The following is a 19,306-nucleotide window of genomic DNA, read 5'->3' on the forward strand; positions in this document are numbered from 1 at the left end:
CTAGACTCCGTCAGGGAGAAGGTTTGTTTTTTTGAGGCCGTTTCCAGCCTGGGATTGTAACCTGCTTTGCTCGCGACAGAGTAAGTTGCTCCGCCGGCGCATCTCTGGTGATCGTCGTTCCCGCGCCGATGGTCGCACCCTTGCCTACGGTGACCGGGGCTACCAGTTGGGTGTCCGAACCGATAAACGCGTCGTCCTCGATAACCGTCCGGTGCTTGTAGGCGCCATCGTAGTTGCAGGTAATAGTACCGGCGCCGATATTCACGTTTTTCCCTACCGTGGTATCGCCTATGTAACTCAGGTGGTTGATCTTGCTGCCACGGTCAACCTGGCTGTTCTTCAACTCAACGAAGTTGCCGATGTGCACTTCTTCTGCCAGTACGGTACCAGGACGGATACGGGCAAACGGTCCGATACGTCCATTGTCACCGATTTGCGCCTCTTCAATCAGGCTGAATGGCGCAATCTGGGTCCCCTCTCCGACACTGACATCACGCAGTACGCAGTTGGCGGCAACGGTGACATTATCGCCCAAAACCACCTTGCCTTCAAAAACGCAGTTGACGTCGATGCTGACATCTCGGCCACAGACCAATTCGCCACGCACGTCGATGCGCTTTGGATCCATCAACCTTACGCCTCGCTCCATCAGCCTGGTGGCAACTTCATGCTGGTGCAGACGTTCCAGATGCGCCAACTGAGCGGCGCTGTTTACCCCTATCACCTCCCAGTGGTGGCCAGGGTGGCGAGCATTCACTCTCACGCCATCAACCACGGCCATGGCGATAACGTCAGTTAAATAGTACTCTCCCTGGGCATTGTCGTTGCGCAAAGCACTAAGCCATTTTTTCATCTGAGCATTGGGTAGTGCCATGATGCCCGTATTCACTTCATGTATGGCGCGCTCCGCCTCATTCGCATCTTTGTGCTCTACAATGGATTTCACCTGGCCTTGCGCATCGCGCAGGATTCGGCCGTACCCCTCCGGGTCCGGTAACGGTACCGTCAGCAAGCCAACCGAATCTCCATTCATTGAGTCAAGCAGGTTACGTAGAGTACTGACGGAGATCAGCGGCACGTCACCATACAGAATCAGGGTCACCCCGTCATCATCCAACTCTGCCGCCGCCTGCTGTAAGGCATGTCCGGTTCCAAGTTGCTGCACCTGATTGACCCAGGTGATGTCGCTGTCAGCGAATGTCTGCGGCACGGCCTCACCACCATGCCCATAAACCACCAGCAATTTTGCCGGGTCAAGTTCTCGCGCGGCATTGATAACATGCCCGAGTAGAGGACGGCCTGCAAGCGGGTGCAGAACCTTCGGGCGGGCTGAGTGCATGCGCGAACCTTTTCCAGCCGCCAATATAACGATGTTAAGTTTGGATATCATGAGTTTGTTTTGCCTATAAAAAAAATGGCAGCCCTAGAAGGCTGCCATTTCAACACTACCGACCCACTCGCACAAGCATTACCTCTGCTTGCGCAGTCGTTGAATCGCATGTAACTGGGCAATGGCCTGGGCCAACTCGGCTTGGGCCTGAGCGTAATCGATCGACGCCGTGCGATCACGCATGGCCTCCTCAGCTCGTTGCTTGGCTTCCATTGCCTTCACCTCATCCAGATCTCTGCCCCGGACCGCGGTGTCAGCAAGTATGGTCACCACCGAGGGTTGAACCTCGAGCAAGCCACCGGAAACGTAGATCAGTTCTTCTTCGTCGCGGTCAGGCAACTTGAGACGAACCGAGCCCGCCTTGATTTTGGTAATCATCGGCGCGTGACGTGGGTAAATACCCACTTCTCCCATTGCCGCCGGAGCAACGAGGAATTCTACCACTCCGGAGAAAAGCGAACGTTCCGCACTGACCACGTCCACATGCATTGTCATTGCCATGGTTGATTTGCCTTAAATGGTTTTTGCTTTTTCCACGACTTCGTCGATGGTGCCAACCATGTAGAAGGCCTGTTCCGGCAAATGATCGTAATCACCGTTGACGATGCCCTTGAAGCCCGCGAGCGTATCCTTGAGTGACACAAACTTGCCGGGGGAGCCGGTAAACACCTCGGCAACGAAGAACGGCTGGGACAGGAAGCGCTGAATTTTACGTGCACGAGATACCGCCAGCTTGTCTTCCGGAGCAAGCTCATCCATGCCCAGAATCGCAATGATGTCACGCAACTCTTTGTAGCGCTGCAGCGTCGACTGCACGCCACGGGCAACGTTGTAATGCTCCTCACCCACCACCAGCGGATCGAGCTGGCGGGAGGTGGAATCGAGAGGGTCGACCGCTGGATAGATGCCCAGTTCCGCCACTTGCCGCGACAACACCACGGTTGCGTCCAGGTGGGCAAAGGTGGTGGCCGGAGACGGATCGGTCAAATCATCCGCAGGCACATATACGGCCTGGATAGAAGTAATTGAACCTTTCTTGGTCGAGGTAATGCGCTCCTGCAAGCGGCCCATTTCCTCCGCCAGGGTGGGCTGGTAGCCCACCGCGGAAGGCATACGGCCCAGCAGCGCGGACACTTCCGTGCCGGCCAGCGTAAAGCGGTAAATATTGTCCACGAACAGCAGCACATCGCGGCCTTCGTCGCGGAAGAATTCCGCCATGGTGAGGCCGGTCAAGGCTACGCGCAGACGGTTGCCAGGCGGTTCGTTCATCTGGCCGTAGACCAGTGACACTTTATCCAGCACACCGCCTTCTTTCATTTCATGATAGAAGTCGTTGCCCTCGCGGGTGCGCTCGCCGACACCAGCGAAAACCGAATAACCGCTGTGCTCGACCGCGATGTTGCGAATCAGCTCCATCATGTTCACGGTCTTGCCCACGCCAGCGCCGCCAAACAGACCAACCTTGCCGCCTTTGGCGAACGGGCAAATCAGGTCGATCACCTTGATACCGGTTTCGAGCAGCTCGGTCGAGGGTGACAGCTCATCAAAGGCGGGGGCCTTGCGATGAATTGCCCAGCTATGTTCATTACCAATCGGGCCCAACTCGTCGATCGGGTTACCCAATACGTCCATGATACGGCCTAGGGTCTTGGTACCCACCGGTACGGAAATAGGCGCACCGGTATTGGTTACTTCCATACCGCGGCGTAAACCGTCCGTTGTGCCCATTGCAATAGTTCTCACCACGCCATCGCCCAGTTGCTGCTGCACTTCCAGTGTCAGGCCCACATCAGGCAGCTTCAGCGCATCGTAAACTTTGGGCAGAGATTCGCGCGGGAACTCTACGTCAACCACCGCACCGATAATCTGCACGATTTTACCTTGGCTCATCATCACTTCCTTAATAAATACAATTCATTCGATTAAACCGCTGCGGCGCCCGCGACGATCTCGGATAGTTCCTTGGTGATGGCTGCCTGACGAGTTTTGTTATAAATCAGCTTGAGTTCGTCTATCACGTTCCCGGCATTATCCGAGGCCGCCTTCATCGCCACCATCCGTGAGCTTTGCTCGGAGGCAATATTTTCAGCCACTGACTGATAAATCAGGGTCTCGATATACCGCACCAGCAGCTCGTCAATGACCTGCTTTGCATCTGGCTCATAAATATAATCCCAATGGCCGCTTGCGCTTCCCAACGCTTCACCACTAATGGGCAGAAGCTGCTCCATCACCGGCTCCTGCTTCATGGTATTGACGAAGCGGGTGAAACAGATATGCAACGCGTCGATGCGGCCATCATTATAGGCATCCAGCATCAACTTAACCGGCCCGATCAGCTTTTCCATGTGCGGCGTATCGCCCAGGTGCGTCGCCTGTGACAGAACACTGGCGCCAATGCGCTGCATGAAACCAAGAGCCTTGTTGCCTATGGCGCAAACCTCAACGCCATGCTTGCCGCCTTCCCATTCCTTCATCCTGGCTAGGGTCATGCGCAGGACGTTGGTGTTCAGGCCGCCGCACAACCCCTTATCAGAGGTCACCACGATCACCCCGATGCGGCTCGGGTTCTCACGCTTTACCAGAAAAGGATGTTTGTATTCCGGGTTGGCATGGCTCAAGTGTGCCGCTACATTACGAATTTTCTCCGCATAGGGCCTGGCCGCACGCATCCGATCCTGCGCCTTGCGCATTTTGGAGGCCGCAACCATTTCCATGGCTCGGGTTATCTTCTGGGTATTCTGGACGCTCTTGATCTTGGTCCGAATTTCTTTACCGCCAGCCATCAGTCAACTCCGCTGTGAATTCGTCTGCGCTCAATAAACGGCACTGGCTTTGAAATCATCGATCGCCGCGCTCAATGCTTTTTCTGCTTCAGCGTCCATTTCCTTGGTTTCTTCGATCTTGTCTCGCAACGCGCCGTACTTGCTCTTGATGAAAGCGTGCAAAGCAGCCTCAAAGGCCAGCGCTTTTTTCACGTCGACATCGTCAAGATAACCCTTGTTCACGGCAAACAAAGTGAGCGCCGTGTCCGCCACGGTCATCGGAGCGAACTGGGCCTGCTTCATCAGCTCGGTAACCATTTTTCCGCGTTCCAGCTGCTTGCGGGTTGCCTCGTCAAGATCGGAGGCAAACTGGGCGAAAGCGGCAAGCTCGCGGTACTGCGCCAGCGCCATACGAATTCCGCCGCCCAGCTTCTTGATCACCTTGGTCTGCGCCGCACCACCGACGCGGGACACGGAAAGACCGGCGTTGATTGCGGGACGAATGCCGGCGTTGAACAAATCGGTTTCCAGGAAAATCTGACCGTCGGTAATAGAAATCACGTTGGTCGGAACGAACGCCGAGACGTCGCCGGCCTGAGTTTCGATGATCGGCAGCGCGGTGAGTGAGCCGGTCTTGCCTTTTACCCCGGAACGCTTTTCCACGTCTTCCGCGTTGATGCGCGCAGCGCGCTCGAGCAGACGGGAGTGCAAGTAGAACACATCACCCGGGTAAGCCTCGCGACCAGGGGGACGCCGCAGCAACAGGGAAATCTGGCGATAGGCCCAAGCCTGCTTGGTGAGGTCGTCATAAATGATCAGAGCGTCCTGACCACGGTCGCGGAAATATTCGCCCATCGAGCAACCTGAATAGGGTGCGATGTACTGCATTGCCGCCGAGTCGGAGGCGGTTGCGGCCACTACGATGGTGTGGCCCATGGCTCCGTGTTCTTCCAGCTTGCGCACCACGTTGATAATACTCGACGCTTTCTGGCCGATAGCCACGTAGATGCAGATTACCCCGGTGCCCTTCTGGTTGATGATAGCATCCACAGCCACGGCGGTTTTGCCGGTTTGACGATCGCCAATAATCAGTTCACGCTGGCCGCGGCCAATCGGTACCATGGCGTCGATCGACTTGAGGCCAGTTTGTACTGGTTGGGACACAGACTGGCGAGCGATAACACCGGGAGCAATCTTTTCAATTGGGGATTTTTCGGTGGTGTGGATCGGCCCCTTGCCGTCGATCGGCTGACCCAATGAGTTCACCACGCGGCCCATCAGCGCTTCGCCGACCGGCACCTCCAGGATGCGGCCGGTACACTTGACGGTGTCGCCTTCTGTAATGTGCTCGTATTCGCCCAATACCACGGCGCCGACCGAGTCGCGCTCAAGGTTGAGAGCCAGACCGAAGGTGTTGCCGGGAAACTCCAGCATTTCGCCCTGCATTGCGTCACTCAGGCCATGAACCCGGACGATACCGTCGGTAACCGACACTACCGTGCCCTGATTACGCGCCTCGGCCGTGGTGGCCAGGTTTTCGATTTTGCTCTTGATCAGCTCACTGATCTCTGAAGGATTCAACTGCATGATCTCTCCTAACTATTGAGCGTAAACGCCATGTTTTGTAATTGGCCGCGCACCGACGCGTCAATTACGACGTCTCCCGCCACGATTCTGATGCCGCCGATAAGTTCGGGGTCCAGGGTTACGGTCGCCTCAACTTTGCGCTTGTATTTGGCTTCCAGACGACGCACTAAATCTTCTTTCTCTGCGTTGCTCAGGGGATAGGCACTGAAAATCTCGGTGTCCATGACGCCGCCGTGCAGTGCCCGAAGCAGCTCGAACTGCTCGCGGATCACCGGCAGCAAAGTAAGCCGTCCATTCTCCAGCAGCAGTTGCACCATGTTTACGCCTTGTGCATCGAGACTCTTTTCGCACACGGAGAGAAACACGTTTCTCTGCTGTTCCGCCGTCAGCCGGGGGTTGCCGATCAGCGCCTGCATCTGCGGGTCGCTAACAACCGTTGACGCAAACTCCAGCATCTGCGACCACTTGTCGAGTGTGCCACCCTGCTCGGCGATGCGGTAAACCGCTTCAGCATAGGGTCTGGCTATGGTAGTGACTTCTGCCATGATGTCTCTATAGCTCGCTCTTGATTGACGCCAGGAGCTCGGCGTGAACCTTGGCATCTATTTCGCGACGAAGGATTTTCTCCGCACCGGCTATCGCCAGATCGGCTACCTGCTGGCGCAAACTTTCCTTGGCCCGATGAACTTCCTGCTCAATTTCCGCCTTGGCTCCAGCAACGAGGCGGTCGCCTTCTTCCTTGGCATGCTCTTTGGCTTCCTCGATGATCTGGGTTGCGCGCTTCTCTGCCAGGGCGATCACATCAGCCGCTTTCTGCTTGGCCTCATGCATGCCCTCAGTAGCACGACGGGAGGCCAACTCCAGTTCGTGCTTTCCGCGTTCACCGGCGGCCAATCCATCAGCGATCACCTGCTTACGAGCGGTCAACACCTGCATAATGGGCGGCCAGACGAACCTCATGCAGAACCAGACGAACATGATGAACATGATCGTTTGCCCGAGAAGGGTTGCATTGATATTCATGCATGAACCTTTCTTGTATTAAGAATGACTATCCGCCTTAGCCTGCAACCGCAAACAGGACGTACATGGCGATACCAACCGCAATCATCGGCACCGCATCAACCAGACCCATGACCACGAAGAACTGGGTACGCAACATCGGAATCAGCTCGGGCTGACGAGCAGCGCCTTCAAGGAAGCGCCCACCCAAAATACCGATACCGACTGCCGCACCCAGTGCGCCCAGACCCATCATGATCGCGCCAGCGATGAAAAGCAGTGCATGTTCCATTGTGTATCTCCTGGTTAATTTAAAAAATAAGGGGTTCGAATAACTTAATGGTGTTCCTGATGAGCCATATCTAGGTAAACCACGGTCAGCGTCATGAAAATGAACGCTTGTAGCGTCACGATCAGAATGTGGAAAATTGCCCATCCCAGAGATAGCACGATCTGCGAACCGAACAGCAGCGTGCTGCCAAAGGTGACGCTCGCCCAGGAGGCGCCCATGAGCGCGATCAGGATGAAGATCATTTCACCCGCGTACATGTTGCCAAACAACCGCAGAGCCAGAGAGATCGGCTTGGCAATCAGGTTCACGCCCTCCAGGAAGATGTTGGCAGGCAAACCATATTTACCGAAGGGTTGCAGCGTTAATTCGCCCACAAATCCGCCCAGGCCCTTCATCTTGATGCTGTAATACACTACCAGCACAAATACCCCGATAGACATGCCGAAGGTGGCATTGGGATCGGTCGTGGGAACAATTTTTAGGAATGGAATACCGGCCGCATGGGCGATTAAGGGCAGATAATCAATGGGCAGCAGATCCATCAGATTCATTAACAGGATCCAGGCGAAAATTGTCAGGGCGAGAGGCGCCACCATGTTATTTCTTGCGGTAAACGAACCCCGCACGCTGGTATCAATGAATTCAATGATCCATTCTACGAAATTCTGCAGTCCATTAGGCACTCCCGCCGAAGCTTTTTGAGCTGCACGCGAAAAAAAGAACAAGAATAGTGCGCCAAGGACAAAGGAAAAAAACATGGTATCCAGGTTTATGGCCCAGAACCCCATTTCCTTAGCCTGCTCTGCACTTCGCGCAATACCCAAGGAACCATCTGACAGCTTGCCAAAAGTCAGATTCTGCAAGTGGTGCCTGATATATTCTGAAGATGTGAGTGTTTCTGCAGACATTTATTGTTTCTCTATTCCACTGAATATTGTCGAAAATACCAGGGTCATCTGCCCCAGAACAAAACCGATCAGCAAAGGCACCGGCATCAGCTTCAACCATCCCAATCCCGCCACTATCAGCAGCGCGACCATCAAAAAACGTTCCATGCTGAAGCGTACCAGCCAAGCCAGTTCCTGACGCGCTTCCTGCACTGGCCGCTGCGCACCGGCACGCATGCACCAGATCAAAAACAGCGCATTCGCCACAGCTACCGCGCCACCAAAAAATGCCGCAACAGCAACACTTCTTCCCTGCCAGATTAACAACAACGATGCGCCAAGTATTACCGTAACAGCCTGCACACCGACCGCTCCGTAAGCTACGCCCATTTGCCAATCGCAGTCAGAAATTAAAGAGACGCGATTTTAATCCCTCCTTGACCCGCTCGTCAATTTAAGGGCATTGCAGAATGCTCGCTCAGCCGGGCATTTCATTTAGGACCTAAACATCAGATTACAGGCAATTTAATACATAGGCAAATAATTATATTCTTATATGCCCATAAGAATTTCTACACATCACCTTTCGCTCAGTCGGCCAATAATATCGTCCAGTTGCTCCAAGCTATCGTAATTAATGATCAGTTTGCCCCGGCCCTTATTTTGTGTTTTTAGCGTTACTATGGCGCCCAGTTTTTCCGCCAAGTCTTCCTGTAGCCTTAAAATATCCCGGTCCGGCTTGGCCTTGGGCTTCGAGTCCGCCGGTTGTTGCTGACGCTGAACCAGCCTTTCCGCTTCGCGCACTGACAAGCCTTTGCCCACAATCTCATTGGCCACCGTAATTTGTCCCACATTAGGCAGACTTAGTAACGCTCTGGCATGCCCCATGTCGAGTTGATTATGCATCAGCAGCTCCTGCACTGGCGCTGCCAGATTGAGCAGGCGCAGCAGATTGCTTACCGCGCTACGCGATCGCCCTACCGCTTCAGCGGCGAGCTGGTGGGTCATATCAAACTCGTTAATCAGGCGCTGGATTCCCGTAGCCTCCTCCAGCGGATTGAGGTTCTCACGCTGAATATTCTCGATCAGCGACATTGCCAATGCCGCCTCATCCGCCACTACCCGCACCAGCACCGGCACATCTGCCAACCCTGCGAGGCGGGCTGCGCGCCAGCGCCGCTCGCCGGCAATGATTTCATAGTTACCCGCAATCAGCGCTCTTGCCAGTATCGGCTGCATGATCCCCTGGGATTTGATGGACTCGGCCAACTCAGCCAGTGATTCCTGATCCATATGGGTACGCGGCTGATATTTTCCGGGCTGGAGCTGATCCAGCTTCAGGTTTTGTAGCGTATCTTTATTATTTTCTTCGCTGTCGCCAGCCAACAGCGCGTCAAGACCGCGCCCCAATCCCTTCATTTTTACCATTTCCCTCTCACTTTCTTACCAGTTCGCCAGCCAGCGCCAAATACGCCTGCGCGCCTTTCGATGTTTTGTCGTGATACAACACCGGCACACCATAGCTGGGCGCTTCCGCCAGCCGCACATTACGCGGAATCACAGTACGGTATACCTTATCGCCGAAATGTCGTTGCAGCTGCTCCGAAACCTGCTGCGCCAAGGTATTGCGCGGATCGAACATGGTCCGCAGCAGCCCCTCGATTTCCAGTTGTGGGTTAAGGCTGGCACGTACCCGCTTGATGGTCTGCACCAGATCGCTCAATCCCTCCAGGGCGTAATATTCGCACTGCATCGGGATCATCACCGCATGCGCAGCACAAAGACCGTTCACTGTAAGCAGGTTGAGTGCCGGGGGGCAGTCGATCAGCACAAAATCATAATCTGCCTCAATGTTCGCTAGGGCGTTCTTGAGACGCTTTTCCCGGTGTGGCAAATCCACCAGTTCGACCTCCGCACCTGCCAATTCGCGGTTGGCAGGGATCAGGTCAAACTTGCCGCAGGTGTTGGTGACGCGCACCTCCGCGATGCTCTTTTCCTCCAGCAGCACATGGTATACCGTCTGCGTCAGGGCCATTTTGTCGACACCGCAACCCATAGTGGCGTTGCCTTGCGGGTCGAGGTCGATCAGCAGCACACGGCGCTTGGTTGCCGCCAGGCTGGCCGCAAGATTGACCGTGGTGGTGGTTTTCCCCACCCCGCCTTTTTGATTTGTAATTGCGAGTACTTTTGCCATCACCTCACCCTAACCCATTGCTTCCATTTTGATCGGTCGCAGCAATACCAGATGCCGTTCAGCATCCAGGCCCGGCACCTTGAGCGGCTCTACGCCCTGCAATACAACCGTAGCCGGCAATCGAGTCAACTCTTCATGGGGGTAAACCCCCTTCATTGCCAGCATTAGCCCCGAATCACCACATAAATGCAGCGCCAGGCTGGCGAACTCGGCCAAATCGGAAAATGCCCTGGAAATCACCACATCGTATTTTTCTTCCGGCCGCCAGGACTCAACCCGTTCGCAGACTACCGTGGTATTATTCAGGCCTAACTCCAGACAGGCCTGCCGTAGAAAACTGGTTTTCTTATGGTTGCTGTCCAGCAGGGTAACTTCCAGCGCTGGATTCGCCAGCGCCAGCGGGATTCCCGGCAGACCGGGCCCAGTCCCGACGTCGATGACTCGGCGCCCGACGATGTGTGGCAAAACCGCCAGACTATCGAGCAAATGCTGAGTTACCATTTTATCCGGGTCACGCACGGCCGTCAGGTTATAAACCTTGTTCCATTTCTGCATGAGCGCGACATAATTCAGCAAGCGCGATCGCGTCGCCGGTTCTAAATCAAGACCCATTTCCACCAGGCCACCGGCTAATTTTTCTTCCAGACTCATGCGCTTTTCTTGTCGTCACTAATGCTCTGGCCGCGTTTTAAGTAAACCAGCAGTACCGAAATCGCAGCGGGTGTCACCCCGGAAATACGCCCGGCCTGCCCCAGCGTTTCTGGCTTGTGCTGGTTAAGCTTCTGCTGCACTTCTATGGATAGTCCATGCACCTCGCGGTAATCTAGACTCAGAGGCAGGACCATGGCTTCATAATGCTGGTGACGGGCAACCTCCTCCTGCTGACGCGCGATGTAACCCTGGTACTTGGCCTGGATCTCAACCTGTTCGGCCACCTTAGAGTCCTCGACCCCCACACCGGCGCCTGGCAACGTCAGCAAGTCACGGTAGCTGACATCCGGCCGGCGCAGCAAGTCCAATAATGAATATTCACGCTCGATACCCTTGCCCAGCACCCTTTCCGCATCGTCCTGGGGCAACAACTTCGGGTTCACCCAGACGCTTTTCAGGCGTTCCTGTTCGCGCGCGATAGCCTCCCTCTTTTCCACGAAATTCTGCCACCGCACATCATCGACCACACCCAGCATCCGCCCCGCTTCGGTCAATCGCAGGTCGGCATTGTCTTCGCGCAACATCAACCGGTATTCGGCACGGCTGGTAAACATGCGATAAGGCTCAACCACGCCACGGGTAATCAGGTCATCCACCATCACCCCGAGATAGGCCTGATCCCGGCTTGGATACCAGGCTTCTTTACCCTGTGCCAATAACCCGGCATTAATGCCCGCCAGGATCCCCTGCGCTGCGGCTTCTTCATAGCCGGTGGTGCCATTGATCTGGCCGGCGAAGAACAGTCCTTGAATTCCCTTGGTTTCCAATGAGTGTTTCAGCCCGAGCGGGTCGAAAAAATCATACTCGATTGCGTATCCTGGCCGAGTAATATGTGCATTTTCAAAGCCCTGTATCGACCGCACCAGTTCTACCTGCACATCGAAAGGCAGGCTGGTGGATATCCCATTGGGATAGATTTCGTGGGTATTCAACCCCTCCGGCTCAACGAAAATCTGGTGTGAGTCCTTGCCAGAAAAACGCATGATCTTGTCCTCGATAGACGGACAATAGCGTGGCCCCACTCCCTCGATCACGCCCGTGTAAAGCGGCGAGCGGTCCAGCCCGCCACGGATGATGTCATGTGTGTGCAGATTGGTCTGAGTAATCCAGCACGGCAATTGGCGCGGATGCTGTGCGGAAGAACCAAGAAAGGAAAATGCTGGCGCCGGGTCATCGCCAGGCTGCTCCACCATCACTGAATAATCAAGACTGCGGCCGTCTATACGCGGCGGAGTACCCGTCTTGAAACGCTTCACTGGCAATTGAATCTCGCGCAGTCGTTGCGCCAAGGTGATCGAGGGAGGATCCCCAGCGCGCCCGGCCTGGTAATTCGATTGTCCAACATGGACCAGGCCCGCCAGGAACGTGCCTGCCGTCAACACCACGGCCTTGGCCTGAAAGCGCAAACCCAGCTGGGTAACCACGCCCACTACACGGTCACGCTCAAGAATCAAATCATCCACCGCCTGCTGGAACAACCACAGATTGGGTTGATTCTCCAGTCGACCCCGGATCGCCTGCCGATAAAGAACGCGGTCTGCCTGCGCGCGCGTTGCTCGTACTGCTGGACCCTTGCTGGAATTGAGGATGCGAAACTGGATTCCTGCTTCATCTGTCGCCGCGGCCATGGCCCCACCCAAGGCATCGACCTCTTTCACCAGATGGCCCTTGCCGATACCGCCGATCGAGGGGTTGCACGACATCTGACCGAGAGTTTCGATGTTATGCGTCAACAACAGCGTTTTCAGGCCTATTCGGGCACTGGCCAGCGCGGCTTCCGTTCCGGCATGGCCGCCGCCGATCACGATGACATCAAATTGGGAGGGATAAAGCATGGTCAACCGGGTGTACGAAATGAGTGCGAATCATAACCCAAAATGGCTATTGTTTCACGTGAAACGCTATTTTCCGATGCAGAAACGGGAAAATATCTCGCCCAGCAAATCATCCGATGTAAACTCACCCGTTATACTGGAAAGCGCGTTCTGGGCCAATCTGAGCTCCTCAGCAAAAAACTCAACTCGGCCCTTACACGCAGCCGCAAGAGACAATCGCTCCTTGGCTACACGCAACGCGCTCAAATGGCGTTCGCGCGCCATAAATACACCCTCGCCCCCGGTCTGCCAGCCGACGACGCGCAGAAGATGCTCGTGCAGCAGTTCGATTCCAGCGCCAGTCTTGGCTGAGAGATAAATATCCGCAACGCCGCCAGAAGCATCCACCCTGGGCTCTTCACCGAGAAGGTCGACCTTGTTGAATACACGAAGCAGCGGCAGGCCTGCCGGCAATTTGGCAATAATTTCCAAGTCGGCCGGCACGATTCCTTGCGCCGCATCGATCAAGAGCAAGGCCACGTTGGCTTGCTGAATCGCGCTCCAAGTGCGGGCAATGCCGATTTCCTCTACTTCATCATCGGTGTCGCGCAGCCCTGCAGTGTCGATGAAATGCAGGGCAACCCCCTCGATTTCGATGTGCTGACGGATCGCATCACGGGTGGTTCCCGCCACGGGGGTGACGATTGCCACTTCCTCGCCCGCAAGCTGGTTAAGCAAACTGGATTTACCCACATTTGGCTGCCCGATCAGGACAATATGTAAGCCTTCGCGCAGTAAACTGCCCTGATTTGCCTGACGGAATACCTTATCCAGCTGAGAATCTATAGCGGCTAGCTGGTTTAGCGCATTGGACTCCTCGAGGAAATCAATTTCTTCTTCCGGGAAGTCCAGGGTCGCCTCTACCAGCATGCGCAGGCTGGTCAGAGCATCCACCAATTGGTGGATTGTGCGGGAAAATTCACCGCGCAGAGAACGCATTGCGGTTTTGGCCGCCTCAATGGTGGCCGCATCGATCAGGTCGGCCACGCTTTCCGCCTGAGCCAGATCCATCTTGTCATTGAGAAAAGCACGTTGGGTAAATTCTCCGGGCTCTGCGGGGCGCGCGGCCAATTCCAGGCAACGGGCCAGCAACCGGTGCATCACCGCATCGCCACCGTGGCCTTGCAGCTCGAGAACATCCTGGCCAGTATAGGAATGCGGGGCAGGGAAATACAGGGCGATACCCTGGTCAATCACCTCCCCATCCACTGCCAGGAAATTGGTCAGCGCCGCAACGCGAGGAGCAGGAATTCTCCCCAGAATATTCAGCGAAAAATCCCGCAGATCTTCGCCAGAAATTCGAACCACACCGATGCCGCCGCGGCCATGGGCAGTAGCAATTGCGGCGATGGTGTCAGTGTTTACCATGCCCCTTGGCGGCGGCTTTTGCCTGCTCAACACCATGCGTGACATACCATTGCTGGGCAATCGAAAGCGTGTTGTTCACCACCCAGTACAGGACCAGGCCGGCGGGGAAGAAAAAGAAGAAAATGCTGAACGCAATAGGCATGATCATCATCACCTTGGCCTGGATAGGGTCGGGTGGCGTCGGATTAAGCTTGGTCTGGATGATCATGGTGATCCCCATTACGATCGGCAAGATGTAATAGGGATCGGGAGCGGACAGGTCGTGGACCCACAGCATGAATGGTGCCTGGCGCATTTCCACACTATTCAGCAGCGCCCAGTAAAGCGCGATAAACACCGGGATCTGCACCACGACCGGCAGGCACCCCCCCAAAGGGTTGACCTTCTCGGTCTTGTATAGCTCCATCATGGCCGTATGTAAACGCTGGCGATCGTCACCATATTGCTCTTTGAGTTTTTGCAGCTTAGGTCCTAGCACGCGCATTTGCGCCATGGAGCGGTAGCTTTTTGCGGACAGCGGATAGAAAGCCAACTTAATAAGGACGGTCAGCAGAATAATCGCCACCCCCCAGTTTTGAACCAGCTTGTTAAGCCATGCCAAGACCCAGAACAGTGGGGCCGAAATCACTGTCAGAATGCCGTAATCAACTACAAGATTCAAACCGGGCGCAACCTTGCTTAGGTGATCCTGTTCCTGTGGTCCGGAATAAAGAGGCACGGTTATTTTTTTCATACTTCCTGGCTCGATAGCGCCAACCGGCAGAACCACCCCTACGTCGTAAAGGTCCTCCCCTAGTTTTTTTGCATAATATTCACGCGGCTGGTTGGCAGGAAGCCATGAGCTAAGAAAATAATGCTGGACCATGGCGACCCAACCGTCATCACTTTGTTTCGGATAGCTCGCTTTATTCTTATCGATATCGGAGAAGCTGATTTTGTTAAATTTATCTTTTTCGGTGTAAATAGCAAACCCAGTATAGGTCGAGACAAACTTGGGATTGCCGAGTGGGGGCTGGCCATTTCTCACTAACTGGAAATAGGCATGCGGCTCAAGTCGGGTTGGGCTGCCATTGAGTATCTCGTATGTCACATCAACCACGTAGCTACCCTTGCGAAAAGTGAAAATTTTGTCAACCTTGATCCCGTTCGCACCCGCCCAAGTCAATCTAACTTGTACTTCATTCGCCCCCTCGCTGAGTTTATAATGGGTTGCTACGGCAGAAAACAGCGATTTATGAGTTGGCAAATCATTGCCTATTAGGCCCGATTGAGCAATATAGAGTTGTTTCGGGTCGTCTTCCAGCAAGACAAAATTTTTGCTTTTATCCTGGGTGTCATGGTGCTTCAACAGTTCCAGCCTGCGTACGTCGCCACCAAGAGTGTCGATTTCGGCATAAATCAAATCTGTTTGTACCTTTACCCGTTCTCCTGATTGCAGCGGTCCACCAGAATCCTTGGTCGGCGCGTCAACCGCCCGCGCCGTGGGAGTAGGTGTTTGTGCGATTTCCGTTTTTTCTTGCGTGATTTGGCCAACCGGAGCAGGATGCTGTTCCTTTTGCCAGGCATCCCATAACATCAGAATGGAAAAGGAAAAAACGATGAAAAGTATCAGACGCTGGGTGTCCATGTTGCCTCAATCATAATTAGGGTATCGGATCATATCCGCCCGGATGCCGGGGGTGACAACGGCAAAGCCTTTTTATTCCAAGCCAGCCGCCCTTGAGAGTGCCAAACTTGCTTAATGCCTGGCAAGAATATTCGGAACAAGTCGGTGTAAATCGGCAACGCGGCCCTAGCAAGGGGCTGATCAAGTATTGGTAAACCCTGATCAAGCCGATAAACAATTGTTTCATTATCTTCGCACCAACCTTTTTTGCAGGTCATCCATTAGCCGCAAGAACTCTTCCTCTACCTGACGGAACGCATTCCCGGTAAAGCTTTTGTGTGCCAGAACAACAATATCCAAACTGTCAAATAGGTTCTGGTGCCGCCTGAAAATATCTCGCAGACTGCGCTTGATGTAATTCCTAGTTACCGCATGAGCTGCCGTTTTTTTTCGGATAATCCCGGTAAAACGCGGGTGATTCAGCTCATTCGGTTTAGCCAGTATGCGTAAGTAATCACCATATACCTGGCATTTAAACGAAAAAACGGATGAAATTTCATCCGTTTCTTTTAACCGTTTGCTTTTCTGAAAAGCATAGATAGCAGGCACTGCCAATCAACAGCTAAACGCTGAGCTTCGACCGTCCCTTGGCGCGACGAGCTCTGATCACGGCGCGACCGCCGCTGGTTTTCATCCGTGCGCGGAAACCATGGGTGCGTTTGCGTTTAACAACAGAAGGTTGATAAGTCCGTTTCATTTTGTTACCCCAAATACTTGTTTAGCTAAAACGCGCAATTAGACTATCTTTATGGTGTTTCTGTCAAATGATATTTATACTTCCTTCCTGTGGATAAGTTTATCCAAAAAGAATAGAATCCGTAGTTGCTGTTGGGCCCCCCGCCCCTTGCCGCCTAACCGAAACAACGCCAACGAATATTTTATGGAAGCTATTTGGATTACCCAATGGAAAGTTTTTGGCTTGATTGCTTAAATAGATTTAAAGAAGACCTGCCTCCCCAGCAATTCAATACCTGGATCAAGCCGCTTAAGTTCGACTCAACGGACGGCATCCCTCGCCTGATTGCACCAAACCGCTTTATTCTGCAGTGGATCAAAGATAAGTTCCTGGCTCGCATCGAAGAAATGGCTGAATCCCATTTTTCCGAGCCGCTGACACTGGTACTTTCACAGCCGGACACCCCTGAAAAAAACACGGCACAACCTATAATAGCTGCCACGGAAACACCTGTTCGACAAAATACAAAACCTGATCAATCCCGCCTCAATCCTCTGTTCACTTTTTCCAATTTTGTCACCGGCAAAGCGAACCAACTTGCCCGGGCTGCCGCCATTCAAGTCGCGGAAAATCCAGGTACCGCTTACAACCCTTTATTTGTCTATGGCGGAGTGGGGCTGGGTAAAACCCATTTAATACAAGCAATCGGCAATCTGGTTAAAGAACAAAACAGCAAGGCAAAAATCAGCTATCTACACGCAGAGCGCTATGTTTCTGACGTAGTGCGTGCTTACCAGCATAAAGCTTTTGATGATTTCAAACGATATTACCACTCCCTGGATTTACTGTTAATTGACGACATTCAATTCTTTGCTGGCAAAAATCGTACCCAGGAAGAGTTTTTTTACGCTTTTAACGCATTGATAGAAGACCACAAACAGGTAATCATCACCTGCGATACCTTTCCCAGAGAAATTGCGGGGATGGAAGATCGCCTCATATCCCGCTTCGGATGGGGACTGACCGTTGCAATTGAGCCTCCAGAACTGGAAATGCGTGTAGCAATCTTGCTAAAGAAAGCAAGAGCAGAAGAAATAAAATTACAAGAAGAAGTCGCTTTTTTCATCGCCAAACAAATACGTTCTAATGTGCGTGAACTGGAAGGCGCACTAAAACGAGTTCTGGCTTATTCTCGATTCACGGGACATCCAATTAACCTGGAATTGGCCAAAGAAGCCCTCAAGGATTTACTGGCTGTTCAAAATCGTCAGGTTTCACTAGATAATATTCAAAAAACCGTTGCGGATTACTATAAAATCAAAGTTGCTGAAATGTTCTCTCCGAAACGCTCCAGAAATGTAGCTCGACCACGACAAGTCGCTATGGCACTCGCAAAAGAACTTACACAATCGAGTTATCCGGAAATAGGCGATGCATTCGGTGGGCGTGACCACTCAACAGTAATACATGCATGCCGAAAGATTACGGAATTAAAAATTTCCGACCCTACAATTAGCAGAGACTTTGAAATATTGTTGCAAATTCTGCGTAGCTAAATCATATGGATCAAATGTTGATAAAGCTTATTTCCTTACTTAAGGAAATTTTTTACCCCATTTAATCCACAAGCCTCAGCGAGATTGTCCACAGTCTTATTGAGATAATAACAAGTTGATTAATAAGTAGAAATATTAACTATACCGGTAATTGATTAGGCTTACTATTAGTCTTAGGATATATATATGTTATTAATTCAAACAAACAGGGATGCCATCTTAAAGCCACTTCAATCCGTAATTGGTATTGTGGAACGGCGGCATACACTTCCCATTCTTTCCAATATCCTGATAGAAAAAAACGGGGAAAATCTTTCAGTTATTGCCACAGACTTGGAAATACAGATTACAGCGACATCCATTTGCCAGGATGAACTCCCGGATTTTTCGGTAACAGCATCAGCAAAAAAACTTCAGGATATCTGCCGTGCATTTCCAGAGGATTCCAAAATTGCGTTAGAAAAAGATGATTCGCGACTGCAAATAAAAGTTGGAAAAAGCCGCTTCAACCTTCAAACATTACCGGCAAATGATTTTCCAATATTAGCTCCCTCAGGAGCAAACAGGTCTTACTTAAAAACAACCCAAAAAACCCTGAAAAATCTGCTCAATCTTGTTCAGTATGCAATGGCACAACAAGATATACGCTATTATTTAAATGGGTTATTGTTAGTGGTAGAAAGCAAATTGATTAGGGTTGTGGCTACAGATGGCCATCGACTTGGTATGGCTTGTTCCCTCCTGGAAAATACTGAGGACATGGCAGAAGGATCGACCCAAGAGGTGATTCTCCCGCGTAAAACGGTAATTGAATTAATCAAATTGCTTGCTGATAACGATGAGGAAGTAACAATTGAAATTGGCCAAAATCAAACTCGCTTCTCTTTTTCTAACGTTGTTCTGGTATCAAAAATAGTAGAAGGAAAGTTTCCAGATTATAATCGCGTTATCCCCTCTGATTATCAGAACCACATTCAGATTGATCGTATACTCCTGTTGCAATCTCTGCAGCGTGCGTCCATCTTATCCAACGAAAAGTTTCGTGGTGTCAGGCTCGTATTAACACAAAATAGCCTGCGTATAATTTGTAACAATAATGAGCAGGAAGAAGCTCAAGAGGAAATTGAAGTTAACTATAGTGGAGAACCGCTGGATATAGGTTTCAACGTCAACTACTTGCTGGATGTTCTAACTAATCTAAGCATCCCATCCATTACTCTCTCGTTTGGTGACGCCAACAGTAGCGGCTTATTCACTATTCACGATAATGAATGCTTCAAGTATGTTGTCATGCCAATGCGTATTTAAAATAAATTGTTTCACGTGGAACCCATAAAT

21 protein-coding genes are annotated in these 19,306 nt (G+C 52.5%); 2 read left to right on the forward strand and 19 right to left on the reverse strand.

Annotation, left to right across the window (positions count from 1 at the left end):
* Positions 1-10: 10 nt before the first annotated feature.
* The 19 genes from glmU to rpmH form a co-directional block, all read right to left on the reverse strand.
* On the reverse strand, positions 11-1,390 hold the full coding sequence (gene glmU / locus SCT_RS01545; protein ID WP_059418137.1) for a bifunctional UDP-N-acetylglucosamine diphosphorylase/glucosamine-1-phosphate N-acetyltransferase GlmU: 1,380 nt from the start codon (positions 1,388-1,390) through the stop codon (positions 11-13).
* A gap of 78 nt (positions 1,391-1,468) precedes the next feature.
* On the reverse strand, positions 1,469-1,891 hold the full coding sequence (locus SCT_RS01550) for a F0F1 ATP synthase subunit epsilon (RefSeq protein ID WP_059418142.1): 423 nt from the start codon (positions 1,889-1,891) through the stop codon (positions 1,469-1,471).
* 12 nt (positions 1,892-1,903) lie between these two features.
* On the reverse strand, positions 1,904-3,280 hold the full coding sequence (gene atpD, locus SCT_RS01555; RefSeq protein ID WP_059418144.1) for a F0F1 ATP synthase subunit beta: 1,377 nt from the start codon (positions 3,278-3,280) through the stop codon (positions 1,904-1,906).
* A gap of 32 nt (positions 3,281-3,312) precedes the next feature.
* Entirely contained in the window at positions 3,313-4,176 is an 864-nt protein-coding gene (gene atpG / locus SCT_RS01560; RefSeq protein WP_059418149.1) for a F0F1 ATP synthase subunit gamma, read from the reverse strand.
* Positions 4,177-4,206: 30 nt separating this feature from the next.
* Complete coding sequence (gene atpA, locus SCT_RS01565; RefSeq protein ID WP_059418152.1) at positions 4,207-5,742, reverse strand: F0F1 ATP synthase subunit alpha; 1,536 nt, start codon at positions 5,740-5,742, stop codon at positions 4,207-4,209.
* A gap of 8 nt (positions 5,743-5,750) precedes the next feature.
* On the reverse strand, positions 5,751-6,287 hold the full coding sequence (locus SCT_RS01570) for a F0F1 ATP synthase subunit delta (RefSeq protein ID WP_059418158.1): 537 nt from the start codon (positions 6,285-6,287) through the stop codon (positions 5,751-5,753).
* A gap of 7 nt (positions 6,288-6,294) precedes the next feature.
* Entirely contained in the window at positions 6,295-6,765 is a 471-nt protein-coding gene (locus SCT_RS01575; RefSeq protein WP_059418160.1) for a F0F1 ATP synthase subunit B, read from the reverse strand.
* 37 nt (positions 6,766-6,802) lie between these two features.
* Positions 6,803-7,036: a F0F1 ATP synthase subunit C gene (gene atpE, locus SCT_RS01580; protein ID WP_009207213.1), complete on the reverse strand. Its 234-nt coding sequence runs from the start codon at positions 7,034-7,036 to the stop codon at positions 6,803-6,805.
* Positions 7,037-7,080: 44 nt separating this feature from the next.
* On the reverse strand, positions 7,081-7,944 hold the full coding sequence (gene atpB / locus SCT_RS01585; RefSeq protein ID WP_059418165.1) for a F0F1 ATP synthase subunit A: 864 nt from the start codon (positions 7,942-7,944) through the stop codon (positions 7,081-7,083).
* A complete protein-coding gene (locus SCT_RS01590) occupies positions 7,945-8,313 on the reverse strand; it encodes an ATP synthase subunit I (protein WP_059418169.1) in 369 nt (122 codons plus the stop codon). It abuts the gene before it with no gap.
* Positions 8,314-8,502: 189 nt separating this feature from the next.
* Positions 8,503-9,351: a ParB/RepB/Spo0J family partition protein gene (locus tag SCT_RS01595; protein ID WP_059418171.1), complete on the reverse strand. Its 849-nt coding sequence runs from the start codon at positions 9,349-9,351 to the stop codon at positions 8,503-8,505.
* A 7-nt stretch (positions 9,352-9,358) separates the two neighbouring features.
* The gene (locus SCT_RS01600; RefSeq protein WP_059418173.1) at positions 9,359-10,117 is read right to left on the reverse strand and encodes a ParA family protein; all 759 of its coding nucleotides are present in this window, start codon (positions 10,115-10,117) and stop codon (positions 9,359-9,361) included.
* Positions 10,118-10,126: 9 nt separating this feature from the next.
* Positions 10,127-10,768, reverse strand: coding sequence for a 16S rRNA (guanine(527)-N(7))-methyltransferase RsmG (rsmG, locus tag SCT_RS01605; RefSeq protein WP_059418174.1), 642 nt, complete (start codon positions 10,766-10,768; stop codon positions 10,127-10,129).
* Positions 10,765-12,663, reverse strand: coding sequence for a tRNA uridine-5-carboxymethylaminomethyl(34) synthesis enzyme MnmG (gene mnmG, locus SCT_RS01610; protein WP_059418177.1), 1,899 nt, complete (start codon positions 12,661-12,663; stop codon positions 10,765-10,767). The genes rsmG and mnmG overlap by 4 nt, the downstream gene beginning before the upstream one ends.
* A gap of 66 nt (positions 12,664-12,729) precedes the next feature.
* Complete coding sequence (mnmE, locus tag SCT_RS01615; protein ID WP_059418179.1) at positions 12,730-14,070, reverse strand: tRNA uridine-5-carboxymethylaminomethyl(34) synthesis GTPase MnmE; 1,341 nt, start codon at positions 14,068-14,070, stop codon at positions 12,730-12,732.
* Positions 14,057-15,697 carry a membrane protein insertase YidC gene (gene yidC / locus SCT_RS01620; protein ID WP_059418182.1) on the reverse strand — a complete coding sequence of 547 codons (1,641 nt, stop codon included), beginning with the start codon at positions 15,695-15,697 and terminating at the stop codon, positions 14,057-14,059. Before yidC ends, mnmE begins: the two co-directional genes overlap by 14 nt.
* A gap of 16 nt (positions 15,698-15,713) precedes the next feature.
* Complete coding sequence (yidD, locus tag SCT_RS16595) at positions 15,714-15,923, reverse strand: membrane protein insertion efficiency factor YidD (protein WP_082098130.1); 210 nt, start codon at positions 15,921-15,923, stop codon at positions 15,714-15,716.
* Positions 15,923-16,285: a ribonuclease P protein component gene (rnpA, locus tag SCT_RS01625; protein WP_059418184.1), complete on the reverse strand. Its 363-nt coding sequence runs from the start codon at positions 16,283-16,285 to the stop codon at positions 15,923-15,925. Before rnpA ends, yidD begins: the two co-directional genes overlap by 1 nt.
* Positions 16,286-16,298: 13 nt before the next feature.
* Entirely contained in the window at positions 16,299-16,433 is a 135-nt protein-coding gene (gene rpmH, locus SCT_RS16600; protein ID WP_082098132.1) for a 50S ribosomal protein L34, read from the reverse strand.
* 206 nt (positions 16,434-16,639) lie between these two features.
* Between rpmH and dnaA the strand changes: the two genes are divergently transcribed.
* Positions 16,640-17,968: a chromosomal replication initiator protein DnaA gene (gene dnaA / locus SCT_RS01630; protein ID WP_059418186.1), complete on the forward strand. Its 1,329-nt coding sequence runs from the start codon at positions 16,640-16,642 to the stop codon at positions 17,966-17,968.
* Between the two features lie 186 nt (positions 17,969-18,154).
* Positions 18,155-19,276 carry a DNA polymerase III subunit beta gene (gene dnaN, locus SCT_RS01635; protein WP_059418187.1) on the forward strand — a complete coding sequence of 374 codons (1,122 nt, stop codon included), beginning with the start codon at positions 18,155-18,157 and terminating at the stop codon, positions 19,274-19,276.
* Positions 19,277-19,306 lie beyond the last annotated feature (30 nt).

Source organism: Sulfuricella sp. T08 (genome assembly GCF_000971475.1).
Lineage (GTDB): Bacteria > Pseudomonadota > Gammaproteobacteria > Burkholderiales > Sulfuricellaceae > Sulfuricella.

What these genes read in the sequence shown, in the direction of transcription:
- dnaN (WP_059418187.1), top strand. Translation starts at nt 18,155, where the DNA reads ATGTTATTAATTCAAACAAACAGGGATGCCATCTTAAAGCCACTTCAA.
- SCT_RS01595 (WP_059418171.1), bottom strand. Translation starts at nt 9,351, where the DNA reads ATGGTAAAAATGAAGGGATTGGGGCGCGGTCTTGACGCGCTGTTGGCT.
- rsmG (WP_059418174.1), bottom strand. Translation starts at nt 10,768, where the DNA reads ATGAGTCTGGAAGAAAAATTAGCCGGTGGCCTGGTGGAAATGGGTCTT.
- SCT_RS01575 (WP_059418160.1), bottom strand. Translation starts at nt 6,765, where the DNA reads ATGAATATCAATGCAACCCTTCTCGGGCAAACGATCATGTTCATCATG.
- atpD (WP_059418144.1), bottom strand. Translation starts at nt 3,280, where the DNA reads ATGAGCCAAGGTAAAATCGTGCAGATTATCGGTGCGGTGGTTGACGTA.
- SCT_RS01590 (WP_059418169.1), bottom strand. Translation starts at nt 8,313, where the DNA reads ATGGGCGTAGCTTACGGAGCGGTCGGTGTGCAGGCTGTTACGGTAATA.
- rpmH (WP_082098132.1), bottom strand. Translation starts at nt 16,433, where the DNA reads ATGAAACGGACTTATCAACCTTCTGTTGTTAAACGCAAACGCACCCAT.
- yidC (WP_059418182.1), bottom strand. Translation starts at nt 15,697, where the DNA reads ATGGACACCCAGCGTCTGATACTTTTCATCGTTTTTTCCTTTTCCATT.
- glmU (WP_059418137.1), bottom strand. Translation starts at nt 1,390, where the DNA reads ATGATATCCAAACTTAACATCGTTATATTGGCGGCTGGAAAAGGTTCG.
- atpA (WP_059418152.1), bottom strand. Translation starts at nt 5,742, where the DNA reads ATGCAGTTGAATCCTTCAGAGATCAGTGAGCTGATCAAGAGCAAAATC.
- SCT_RS01570 (WP_059418158.1), bottom strand. Translation starts at nt 6,287, where the DNA reads ATGGCAGAAGTCACTACCATAGCCAGACCCTATGCTGAAGCGGTTTAC.
- yidD (WP_082098130.1), bottom strand. Translation starts at nt 15,923, where the DNA reads ATGAAACAATTGTTTATCGGCTTGATCAGGGTTTACCAATACTTGATC.
- SCT_RS01550 (WP_059418142.1), bottom strand. Translation starts at nt 1,891, where the DNA reads ATGGCAATGACAATGCATGTGGACGTGGTCAGTGCGGAACGTTCGCTT.
- mnmG (WP_059418177.1), bottom strand. Translation starts at nt 12,663, where the DNA reads ATGCTTTATCCCTCCCAATTTGATGTCATCGTGATCGGCGGCGGCCAT.
- atpE (WP_009207213.1), bottom strand. Translation starts at nt 7,036, where the DNA reads ATGGAACATGCACTGCTTTTCATCGCTGGCGCGATCATGATGGGTCTG.
- atpG (WP_059418149.1), bottom strand. Translation starts at nt 4,176, where the DNA reads ATGGCTGGCGGTAAAGAAATTCGGACCAAGATCAAGAGCGTCCAGAAT.
- mnmE (WP_059418179.1), bottom strand. Translation starts at nt 14,070, where the DNA reads ATGGTAAACACTGACACCATCGCCGCAATTGCTACTGCCCATGGCCGC.
- dnaA (WP_059418186.1), top strand. Translation starts at nt 16,640, where the DNA reads ATGGAAAGTTTTTGGCTTGATTGCTTAAATAGATTTAAAGAAGACCTG.
- atpB (WP_059418165.1), bottom strand. Translation starts at nt 7,944, where the DNA reads ATGTCTGCAGAAACACTCACATCTTCAGAATATATCAGGCACCACTTG.
- SCT_RS01600 (WP_059418173.1), bottom strand. Translation starts at nt 10,117, where the DNA reads ATGGCAAAAGTACTCGCAATTACAAATCAAAAAGGCGGGGTGGGGAAA.